Source organism: Pseudomonas defluvii, assembly GCF_001695625.1.
GTDB lineage: Bacteria > Pseudomonadota > Gammaproteobacteria > Pseudomonadales > Pseudomonadaceae > Aquipseudomonas > Aquipseudomonas defluvii.
In genome coordinates this window covers 1-1,080 of the sequence record NZ_MBPN01000281.1, presented here as the reverse complement: position 1 = coordinate 1,080, position 1,080 = coordinate 1, and the positions used below count along the sequence as shown (strand labels likewise).

General features: G+C 62.1%; 1 protein-coding gene. It reads right to left on the bottom strand.

Features of this window, described 5'->3' with window-relative positions; genetic code table 11:
- Positions 1 to 399: 399 nt before the first annotated feature.
- The gene (locus EKA13_RS27295; RefSeq protein WP_000376623.1) at positions 400 to 900 is read right to left on the bottom strand and encodes a GNAT family N-acetyltransferase; all 501 of its coding nucleotides are present in this window, start codon (positions 898 to 900) and stop codon (positions 400 to 402) included.
- Positions 901 to 1,080 lie beyond the last annotated feature (180 nt).

The following is a 1,080-nucleotide window of genomic DNA, read 5'->3' as shown; positions in this document are numbered from 1 at the left end:
TATTGAACTGTCAGGAGCTGGCTGCACAACAGCCATTACGCCCAATCAACTGGTGCAGTCGTCTTCTGAAAATGACATTTGGTATCTCTCATAAACGGATGTTTTTGAGAGAACTATCTTCGGCCTTCACACGCACGAAAGGCGGCGAAGCTCCGCCGTTAATCCGTCCGCCGGAGATCTCGCCCAGGCAGGCTGAAGGCCGAGCAAGCCTGACAGGCCCGAAAAGCCCGGCACGGGCGTCGGCGGCGATGACGGCGGCGGCATTATCCAGGGTTGATGATGGAAGTGGAGGATATCGACAACCTCTCGCGCAACCAAGACATCGCGGTCGGACTGCAAGTGATCTTGAAGCCACGGGCCCGTCCCACCCCGACATGGACCTCGATGCCCGAACGGACGTTAGATTTCGAGTTCTAGGCGTTCTGCGATGAAGGTTGGATCCCAGCCGGGATTGAAAGTGTCGACGTGGGTGAATCCGAGCCGCTCGTATAGGCCACGCAGGTTCGGGTGGCAGTCGAGCCGCAGCTTGGCGCACCCCTGCGTTCGCGCGGCATGGCGGCAAGCCTCGATCAGCGCGGAGCTGACACCCCGGCCCGCATGTGTCCGTCGCACCGCGAGCTTGTGCAGATATGCGGCCTCCCCCTTGAGGGCGTCGGGCCAGAACTCGGGATCCTCGGCCGACAAGGTGCAACAGCCGACGATGCCGTCGCTGCAACTCGCGACTAGGAGCTCGGATCTCAGGACGAAGGTCTCCGCGAATGTCCGGTCGATCCGCGCGACGTCCCAGGCGGGCGTTCCCTTGGCGGACATCCACGCCGCAGCGTCGTGCATCAGCCGCACAACCTCGTCGATATCACCCGAGCAGGCGACCCGAACGTTCGGAGGCTCCTCGCTGTCCATTCGCTCCCCTGGCGCGGTATGAACCGCCGCCTCATAGTGCAGTTTGATCCTGACGAGCCCAGCATGTCTGCGCCCACCTTCGCGGAACCTGACCAGGGTCCGCTAGCGGGCGGCCGGAAGGTGAATGCTAGGCATGATCTAACCCTCGGTCTCTGGCGTCGCGACTGCGAAATTTCGCGA

Bases quoted from the DNA above. Each gene is read 5' to 3' on its own strand.
- EKA13_RS27295 (WP_000376623.1), bottom strand. From the start codon at position 900: ATGGACAGCGAGGAGCCTCCGAACGTTCGGGTCGCCTGCTCGGGTGAT.